The organism is Sphingobacterium sp. UBA6645 (assembly GCF_002455685.1).
GTDB lineage: Bacteria > Bacteroidota > Bacteroidia > Sphingobacteriales > Sphingobacteriaceae > Sphingobacterium > Sphingobacterium hotanense.
The window spans coordinates 157,143-165,810 of record NZ_DKLH01000008.1 but is presented as its reverse complement, the minus strand read 5'-3'; the positions used below and the strand labels follow the sequence as shown (position 1 = coordinate 165,810).

The window sequence follows — 8,668 nt, the reverse complement described above, 5'->3', positions numbered from 1 at the left end:
AGAGCGGGCATGCCCGCTCTCTTTATATAATATTATTTAGAATATCAAAAATTCTCTTCTCCACTCGATGTTTTAAAGGAATTCGATCGTTTTTACAACGTAATTTGACGTTTAATGCTCTCTTCAAGCGAAATAATCGTCTCGGTACGTTGAATTCCTTTCAAGCCTTGTATGTCTTCGTTCAAAACCTTACGTAAATGTGAGGTGTCACGACAGATAATTTTTGCAAAAGCAGAATATTGACCAGTACAATAATGCAATTCTACAACTTCTTTCACCTGTTTTAACTGTTCAACGGCATCAGAATACTGAGAACCCTTCTCTAAATAGATTCCTAAGAAGGCTGTGATGTCAAAACCAACTTTTTGAGGGTTAATTATCAGGTTAGAACCGTTGATTATTCCCAATTCCTCCATTTTTTTCATGCGAACATGGATAGTTCCACCAGAAACTATCAATTTTTTCGCAATTTCTGTATATGGAATTGATGCATCTTTCATCAAGATGGATAAAATTTGAACATCTAGGTTGTCTAAATCGTAATTTGAATAGTTTTTTTCCATAAAAATGGTATTATTACGTGTATAATTTGTTTACTTTTTAAAATTATCTAAAAAATTCAGAAAAATTTCTATTTTTTTGAATGAAAATGTAAATTTGTTGTAACAAAAGCAGAAAAAACTTGCTGATTTTGTATAAAGTAGCCCCTCAAAATAACATAGGTTTATAATTGGTTAGCGTCGAAGCTCCTCGCCCGAGGAGCTTCTTCCATTTTTGCCAAACCATCGAAACCCAACGATTTGAATATTTTTCAAAAATAATAACTTTTCAGCGTATTTTAATATTCAAATGATAAAATTATATCATTTTTTTTGTCATATTTATATTTCAATTCTGAAAGATTTATCTTTTATAAATTAGTACATTAGTGATTACCTGATATCAATAGCAGATGGAAATCGAAGACGTTAAAATTTCAAGAAAGAAACCTGTGTTTCCAGTGGGCGCAGGCCTTCTTAAGTACCTTAAAATGTATCAAAGGGATAGTAGACTACCCATTGCATACGCAGATTTGCTGAACTTCGACGAAACTGTGCCTGTCATCGATAAGAATGGGGTAGATACCTATTGGGAAATACCTTTATACCCACAGCATGTACAAGACCATCTCTATGAACAACTTAAAATCGTCTATGCAGAACTTAAAGCGTCGGGTAATACACGAATCGTGCAGCATAAGGTAATCGAACGAATAGAATTCTGCGCCTTTGGTAATACGCGACCCTTTCGGATCAAGATCGTCAATCGCCTGAATGATGTTTATGATTATTTCTATATCAAGCAAGCCGATGCTTCCCGCATATACGGTTTGGAATTGGAGGAAATTCTATCGCCAAATCAGGTGAATTATCTTTATGACCGATCTACTTTGGTGGAGGAGCATATTGTTGGTATTCCGGGAGATGTTTTCGCCAAGTCGCGCATGTACACTCCGGATTACAATCAGACCCGGATTGCAAAAGAGTTTGTAAAGTTCAATGAACGCTGTGTTATTTCACTTCTGGGAGATATGCGCGCTTATAACTTCGTGATGCAGATTACTCCGGATTTTGACGATTTCCAATTTCGAATTCGTGCCATCGATTTCGATCAGCAGTTCTATGAGGGAAATATCAAGGTTTATATGCCGCAGTTCTTCAAAGAAAACTATCCTTATGTGAAACTATCGATGGATCATTTAAATGAGAAAACGGTCTTGCAATATCAGCAGGAAGAGCGTTCTTCCATTGTACATCGCGTCCGGAGCGAACGGCATAGAATTAAAGATCTTCGGGATGCATCAAAAACGCAGCAGCTTTCTACAGAGGAGAATATCATCAAGTTGAGAGAGGCTCATGCACAATACTATGACGATCCGAAATATTTACAATGTCAATCCATGACTGATATTATCGAACGGAACGTCAAGAACGTGATACGCTCTGTACAGCTCTAACGAACACGTTTTACATTATCTTTTACGAAGGCCTCCCAACCAGAATAAGATTTGCTGCTTGTGCCCGTGTTTTGCTGAAAAGCATGGCATACCGCTACAGCCAATCCATCGGTAGCATCTAGGAACTCAGGTGTTTCTTTGAAGCTCAGGAGCGTCTGTATCATTGCAGCGACCTGTTCTTTGCTCGCATTACCATTGCCGGTGACAGACTGTTTTATCTTGCGGGGGGCATATTCAAAAATCGGAATATCTGCATTCAGTGCTGCAGCCATCGCGACGCCCTGCGCTCGACCTAATTTCAACATGACCTGTATATTCTTGCCATAGAATGGTGCTTCTAAAGCAACACAATCAGGTTTGTATTCTTCAATTAGGGCAGAGGTTTTCTTAAATATGCGCTGCAACTTCAAGGCGTGGTCGTCCAGATGGCCCATTTTGATGACCCCCATCGTGATCAAGGTTATTTTCTTATTTACCTCTTTAACGATTCCATAACCAAGCACCACTGTACCCGGGTCAATCCCTAAAATGATGCGCTCCTTCGCCTTTTCCTTTTGCATGCTACAATATTACAAAAATCCTTGCAAACGGCTCGTGCGCGGATGTCACTCCTTTGTATGGTTCCATTAAATCTCTTATTCTTAATAATTGAACAATGTGTAGCCCATTTGTTGACTTTCCGGAAAGTAGCGTGCTCAAAAACCTTTTATTTATTAAAAAATTGTTAAAATTGTGCTTTCAAATCAGAAATTGACAAAGACACAGCGAAAATATCTCAACCTTTTGATCAAGTTTATCATTGTTGCACTAGCAATGTGGTTCGTGGTTTCGAAGGTCAATAATCAAAAGAATTTAGCGGAATTTAAAAACCTCATCGAAACGATAGATCCCATTACTATTCGTGTGGTATTAGGACTGGTATTCTTGCTGATGCTGCTCAACTGGCTCTTAGAGGTCGTTAAATGGCGATTCTTGAGTCGTCGATTGGAATACTTGGGGATGTGGAAGGCCATACGATCGGTCTTTTGTGGTCTTACCTGGGCAATTTTTACACCGAATAGGATTGGTGAATATGGCGGACGAATTATGCTGCTCAAGCCTGAGAATCGTGCTTCCGGCGCTGTAGCTATGGGCGTTGGGCTATTTGCTCAATTGGTCCTGACATCGGTATTTGGGGCAATCAGTATTGCCTGGTTTGTTACGACCTTTATCGAAACACCCACTTCTGTAGATTTTGGCGTATGGTTGCTGGCTATCATTTATGCATTAGCCTTTCTTATTCTTTATTTCAATGTGTCTTGGGTGGATTACTTGGTCGGTAAGGTCAAGTTTCTACATAAGGTTAAGCCATTCTTCGCGGTATTGGAGGAATATTCGGTACGCGAACTAGCCTACGTTCTTTGGCTGTCCACATGCCGATTTGTGATTTTCACATCGCAGTATATAATTTTGATGCTTGTGTTCTTGCCCGAGCTTTCCATCGCCTCCATGTTGCCGATGATTTTTATATTATTCTTTATCCAATCGGCCGTTCCTTCACTAGATATATTTGATTTCAGCGTACGGAGTTTTGTGGCGAGCAATTTGTTTGCTTATATCACTACGCAAGAATTAGCAGTGATGGCTATTGTTTCCTGTGTTTGGTTTGTGAATTTGATATTTCCAGCTATCATTGGAGCATTTTTTGTGTTTAACGTGAATTATATCAGTGATAACAAGTCTTAGTTTATTTCTTTTCATCATGTGCGTGGTCTACGTGGTGCTCGTGCTGTATATGCGCGCTGGATGGATGCGTCTTGCTATCATCAAACCGAGCGCAATATTGCCTAAGAGTAAGGTGAGCGTCATCATCGCTGCTAGAAATGAAGAGGATAACATTGGCCGAACCTTGGATTGCCTTATGGCACAAGATTTTCCAAAAGAACTTCTAGAAGTCATCGTCGTAGACGACCATTCTACCGATAGAACCAGTGAGATTATTTTGTCCTACGCAGAACGCGGTGTCCGTTTGATTAGTTTGGAAGCGGGGGATAAGTTAAACTCCTATAAGAAATATGCGATAAATAAAGCGATCGACTCCTCAAACGGCGAAATTATCGTAACAACGGATGCTGACTGTCGTATGGGGCCGAACTGGCTAAAAACCATCATCCATTTTATGGAAGCCAACGATTTGTATATGGTTTCCAGCCCCGTAAGTTATCATGAGGAGAAATCCTATTTTGAGAACCTACAGACTTTGGAATTCTTATACCTGATCGGTTTGGGCGCTGCGGGTATCGGCAATGGCAATCCTACTACTTGTAATGGAGCAAATTTGGCCTACCGAAAAGAAGTTTTTTACGAGATGGGCGGATTTAAAGGCATCGATGAATTGGCATCGGGCGATGATGAACTGCTCTTGCATAAAATTGCGGAAAAGTATGCTTCGCGTATAGGCTTTTGCAAAGCAAGAGAAGCTATAGTTTATACGGATGCGAAGGAGAACCTCTCTGCATTTTTAAGCCAACGTAGGCGTTGGGCATCAAAGAGTACGAAGTATAAGGATAAGCGTGTTGTGGCTCTTGGTGTTTCTATTTGGCTCTTCAATTTGGCCTTATTGGTCAATATCCTTTGTTTTTGTTGGGCAGATGCGGATGCAGAACGTTTGATATTATTGTCGATCCTGATGAAGATCGTCGTGGAGTTCGCTTTCTTATATCCGGTTGTTTCATTTGCAAACCGTAAATCCTTACTGCTCAATCTACCGCTTATCAGTTTATTGCATTCCGTGTACCTCGTTTACATCGGTATTTTAGGAAATGTAGGTAAATACGATTGGAAGGGGCGTTCGGTAAAATAACTAGTGTTTTTCCTCAATAACTTTTGCGCGGATTAAATCTTCTGCTTTCTTTACGATTTCCTCAACATTTAACCCTGTTGTATCAATAGGATCTAAAACTTCCCAGGACATCGATGTAAATGGACGAAGTGGGAAAGCTCCCCATTGCACCATTTTGTATGAGCCATTGATCGCAATCGGCACCACTAATGCATCTGGATTTTTCTTCAGTAATGTCGCTATCCCACCCACAGAAAAGTTCTTCATCTTTCCTGTTTTAGTACGTGTTCCCTCCGGGAAAATAAATGCCGACCAGTTATTTTTTTTTATATTATTTGCGAGGGTCAAAATCTCAGCGATGGATTGTTTAGGGTCCTTGCGGTCGATATTTGCTGCCCCACCATGTTTTAGATTGAAGGAAATACTTGGAATATTAGCGGTCATCAATTCCAATTTGGAGATGAATTTACCATGGAATCTACGTAGGAAGAAGATTAATGGTGGAATATCATAGGTACTTTGATGATTTGCTACAAAGACAATAGGTCGCCCCGTTGGGATATTTTTGTTATCCATAAAATGGGTTCTATTGAATAGGGTATAATTGCAAGCTACCAATAAACCGTTTAAAATATCTACGCTATTTTTATGTGCATTATAACCGCCCAGCTTTAAACATAACCATTGAATAGGATGGAATATGATAAGCGATAAACCAAAACAAAAATAAAAGATAGGTGTTAGGATAAATCCCAATATTTTTCTCATTACTCGAACTAAATTGTGCAAATATACGAATTCGAATTTATAGGAGATTGTAACGATTGTTGATGCAGTTTTGTTTGTTGATGTTTTAATAATGTTAATATATTGTTTAACTTTATTAATAATCTAATAGATATTATGAAGTTTCCAATACATTGTCCTGCCTGCGATTCCGAAATGAGTGTCGTTAAGCTATTTTGTGGCTCCTGCGAGACGGAGGTGGCAGGGAAGTTTAATTTTCCCACGCTCATGCGTCTAGAACCGGAAGAGCAGGAATTTGTTGTTCAGTTTCTGTTGTACTCCGGAAGTTTAAAAGAAATGGCCAATAAAATGGGAAAGAGCTATCCCACTGTACGCAATAAGCTGGATGAGCTGATTGAAAAAATTAAGACATTTTAACCTAAATTTTATGAATTACTTCGAAGAGTCGCAGAGCTTTGTTTCTAAATGGACAATAGCGATTGCTATTTTGCTACTTGGTTTGCTTTCTTATCGGTTTTTAGCGGGTGGGACCATAAGTATGCTTGCCGAGAACGTCGGATTTTGGATCATGCTGCTGATATTTATCGCTTTGTTCGCCGTACGATTGAAAACAACCTATGATGCGGAAGGGATCCATATTCATTTTATTCCTTTTGTGTTCAACCGAGTTTATAAATGGGAGGATATGGAAGAGGCCTATCTACGAAAATACTCCCTTATGGACTATGGCGGATGGGGCTATCGTTTCGGTAGTGATGGCTTAGCAATTACTACCAGTGGCAATAAGGGGCTCCAACTGAAGATGAAGACGGGTAAGAAAGTGCTAATAGGCACACAGGACACTGATGCAGTACAACGAATCCTCGACTATTATTTATCTCAAGAAAGGAGAAAATCTGATGTTTAAAATGTTGTTGAACCCTTTCGAAAACCATACAGTTCGGACACTATCGATCTTTGGAATTCTTGTAATGCTGACCATGATCCTTCTGTGTTGGCAATGGAACATCATAGCAGACGGCATCATACAATTGCATAATACGGCCGAAAAGCCCCTCTGGAAAGTAATCATTAATCTCGGTATCAATGTTGGACTCTTGAGTTTATTGATGTTCGGAGTAGCTAAACTGAGTTATCAGAAAACTCGATTTATTGACGTGCTGAAAGTTGTATTGGTGGCAAATTTTGCGCAAGTTATGGTGATGCTCTTGTTATTCAATCCCTTCCTGCAGGAAATGATGATGCCTTTGGAGAAAGCTATCTTGGAAGGCGATATGATGTTGAAGACCGTTCCACAGACGAATTTAATAGTCATCAGTATTGTTTCCTTATTCGCAGTCGGCATGCTCTATTACTTCTTCCACCTTTTAGTTCTGGGTATGAAAATTGCCATGAATAGCAAAAAGGCTTATCATGTTATCCTCATTATTTTGTTGACGATGATACTGGATACCTTTTTACATTTTTTTAATCCGTATTTGATATGATAAAAAAGTACTTTCTTTTCATCTTCAGTTTAAGTTTTTCTTTGTTTGCCTGTGGACAGTCTTTTGAAGGTTCCTGGACAGGCACCCTAGTACTTCCTACCGTTAAGCTCCCAACAGTCTTTGAGTTTACTTACGACGGACAATGGAAGGGGACGATGCAGAGCCCCTCCCAAAGCATGGCAAAATTGCCATTCTCCGCGATCGAGGCCGATGGGGATTCCATACATGTCGAAGTACGTTCTTTCGGAATCAAGTATTCCGGGAAGTTATCTAGCGATAAACAAGCGATTACAGGGCAGGTTCAGCAGGGATCCATGCGAGCGCCCTTAGACTTTAAGAAAGGTCCCTGGAAAAGCTATAAACGCCCACAGGCGGTAAATCCTCCCTATAGTTATGATACAGTTGATGTAAAAATCCCGAATAGGGAAGATAATGTCGTTTTGGCCGGGACAATTACGCGTCCAAAATCCGGAGGCAAACACCCAGGCGTAGTATTAGTGACGGGCAGTGGTCCTCAAGATCGTAATTCGTCCATTTACGGGCATCAGTCGTTTAAGTTGATAGCCGATTATTTGACGAAGCGAGGAATCGTCGTTCTACGTTATGACGATCGCGGTGTTGGACAGTCTACAGGAATTTATACCCAAGCAACAACCAGCGATTTTGGAAAGGATGCTTTATCCGCATTAAATTATCTGAGCAAACAGGCTGACGTTGATCCCAAGAAAGTGGGTGTTATTGGCCACAGTGAGGGCGGATTGATCGCCACGATCTTAGCAGGGCAGCGTGTTCCTTCGCTTAAGTTTATTGTAGACTTGGCGGGTCCGGCTATAGCGATCGACTCTTTAATGGTTTTGCAAAGCGAAGCTGTTATGAAAGTTCAGGGGAAAACGATGAGTGCACAAGATCGCGCGCTGATTAAAAAGAACTACGAAATCGTAAAAAGCAAGCTGTCAGCAGAAGAAGCGTTCGAAGCGCTAATGGCGAATATGCGAGCGGTGCCGGGCAGTCAGAATGTGCAGTTTGGTGATGAAATCGGCGTGTTGGTCACTCCTTGGTATAGACATTTTATGAAGATCGACCCAATTCATTTCATTAAAAAAATAAATATCCCTGTATTTGCCGCCTTCGGCGGTACCGACGTACAGGTAATCGCAGCACCCAATATGGAAAGCCTTACAGACAACCTCCCACGTAATCTAAAATCCATTGTCAAGGTGTACCCCGGATTAAACCATCTGTTTCAAACTTCAAAATCCGGTTCCCACCTCGAATATGGAGATATCGAAGAGACATTTAGCCCAGAGGTATTGAAGGATATGGCAGATTGGATTTTAAGTAGAGATTAGATATAAGACATTAGATATTAGAGTAGGGCGCCGATTAGGCGCCTTTTTTTGTGGGTTGTTTGAACTAGGAAAGGAAGGATGCTCTGTCTTTGAACCAGGAAAGGAAGGATTTAAGGATTATCAGGATCGGGTGGAAAGGCAGGAAAGGCGTGAATGGTATTTTTTATAGGAGGCGTTTAGTGAAACGTCTCTACGCATTGGCGTCCAATTGGCTTCTATATAATTTTGAACTTTATAGAAGGTAAATATGACGAACCGCGTAGAGACG

The 8,668-nt window shown here is 40.3% G+C and carries 10 protein-coding genes; 7 read left to right on the top strand and 3 right to left on the bottom strand.

Features of this window, described 5'->3' with window-relative positions; all coding sequences use genetic code 11:
* Positions 1-92: 92 nt before the first annotated feature.
* Complete coding sequence (locus B2400_RS01780) at positions 93-563, bottom strand: Lrp/AsnC ligand binding domain-containing protein (protein ID WP_293930413.1); 471 nt, start codon at positions 561-563, stop codon at positions 93-95.
* A gap of 389 nt (positions 564-952) precedes the next feature.
* On the opposite strand from B2400_RS01780, the gene B2400_RS01775 reads away from it, so the two are divergent.
* Entirely contained in the window at positions 953-1,996 is a 1,044-nt protein-coding gene (locus tag B2400_RS01775; RefSeq protein ID WP_149524855.1) for a hypothetical protein, read from the top strand.
* Here B2400_RS01775 and ruvC read toward each other — a convergent pair.
* A complete protein-coding gene (ruvC, locus tag B2400_RS01770) occupies positions 1,993-2,556 on the bottom strand; it encodes a crossover junction endodeoxyribonuclease RuvC (protein WP_149524856.1) in 564 nt (187 codons plus the stop codon). The two genes, B2400_RS01775 and ruvC, sit on opposite strands and share 4 nt — an antisense overlap.
* A 172-nt stretch (positions 2,557-2,728) precedes the next feature.
* Here ruvC and B2400_RS01765 point away from each other — a divergent pair, with 172 nt between their 5' ends.
* Positions 2,729-3,721 (top strand): hypothetical protein, encoded by a 993-nt coding sequence (locus B2400_RS01765; RefSeq protein ID WP_293930410.1) that lies wholly within the window; start codon positions 2,729-2,731, stop codon positions 3,719-3,721.
* A gap of 16 nt (positions 3,722-3,737) precedes the next feature.
* Complete coding sequence (locus B2400_RS01760) at positions 3,738-4,838, top strand: glycosyltransferase family 2 protein (protein WP_149524857.1); 1,101 nt, start codon at positions 3,738-3,740, stop codon at positions 4,836-4,838.
* Here the strand turns inward: B2400_RS01760 and B2400_RS01755 are convergent, their stop codons facing one another.
* Positions 4,839-5,393 (bottom strand): lysophospholipid acyltransferase family protein, encoded by a 555-nt coding sequence (locus B2400_RS01755; protein WP_349681669.1) that lies wholly within the window; start codon positions 5,391-5,393, stop codon positions 4,839-4,841. It lies immediately after the preceding gene.
* 327 nt (positions 5,394-5,720) lie between these two features.
* On the opposite strand from B2400_RS01755, the gene B2400_RS01750 reads away from it, so the two are divergent.
* From B2400_RS01750 to B2400_RS01735, 4 genes are read left to right on the top strand one after another with little or no spacing between them, the layout of a single operon-like run.
* Entirely contained in the window at positions 5,721-5,981 is a 261-nt protein-coding gene (locus B2400_RS01750; protein WP_149524859.1) for a DUF2089 family protein, read from the top strand.
* A gap of 10 nt (positions 5,982-5,991) precedes the next feature.
* Positions 5,992-6,471 (top strand): hypothetical protein, encoded by a 480-nt coding sequence (locus tag B2400_RS01745; RefSeq protein WP_149524860.1) that lies wholly within the window; start codon positions 5,992-5,994, stop codon positions 6,469-6,471.
* Positions 6,410-7,051, top strand: a complete 642-nt coding sequence (locus tag B2400_RS01740) for a hypothetical protein (protein WP_293930403.1) — start codon at positions 6,410-6,412, stop codon at positions 7,049-7,051. Before B2400_RS01745 ends, B2400_RS01740 begins: the two co-directional genes overlap by 62 nt.
* Entirely contained in the window at positions 7,048-8,400 is a 1,353-nt protein-coding gene (locus B2400_RS01735; RefSeq protein ID WP_293930401.1) for an alpha/beta hydrolase family protein, read from the top strand. The genes B2400_RS01740 and B2400_RS01735 overlap by 4 nt, the downstream gene beginning before the upstream one ends.
* Positions 8,401-8,668: the final 268 nt, after the last annotated feature.

Bases quoted from the DNA above. Each gene is read 5' to 3' on its own strand.
- B2400_RS01740 (WP_293930403.1), top strand. From the start codon at position 6,410: ATGCAGTACAACGAATCCTCGACTATTATTTATCTCAAGAAAGGAGAA.
- B2400_RS01780 (WP_293930413.1), bottom strand. From the start codon at position 563: ATGGAAAAAAACTATTCAAATTACGATTTAGACAACCTAGATGTTCAA.
- B2400_RS01775 (WP_149524855.1), top strand. From the start codon at position 953: ATGGAAATCGAAGACGTTAAAATTTCAAGAAAGAAACCTGTGTTTCCA.
- B2400_RS01750 (WP_149524859.1), top strand. From the start codon at position 5,721: ATGAAGTTTCCAATACATTGTCCTGCCTGCGATTCCGAAATGAGTGTC.
- B2400_RS01745 (WP_149524860.1), top strand. From the start codon at position 5,992: ATGAATTACTTCGAAGAGTCGCAGAGCTTTGTTTCTAAATGGACAATA.
- B2400_RS01760 (WP_149524857.1), top strand. From the start codon at position 3,738: ATGTGCGTGGTCTACGTGGTGCTCGTGCTGTATATGCGCGCTGGATGG.
- ruvC (WP_149524856.1), bottom strand. From the start codon at position 2,556: ATGCAAAAGGAAAAGGCGAAGGAGCGCATCATTTTAGGGATTGACCCG.
- B2400_RS01755 (WP_349681669.1), bottom strand. From the start codon at position 5,393: ATGGATAACAAAAATATCCCAACGGGGCGACCTATTGTCTTTGTAGCA.
- B2400_RS01735 (WP_293930401.1), top strand. From the start codon at position 7,048: ATGATAAAAAAGTACTTTCTTTTCATCTTCAGTTTAAGTTTTTCTTTG.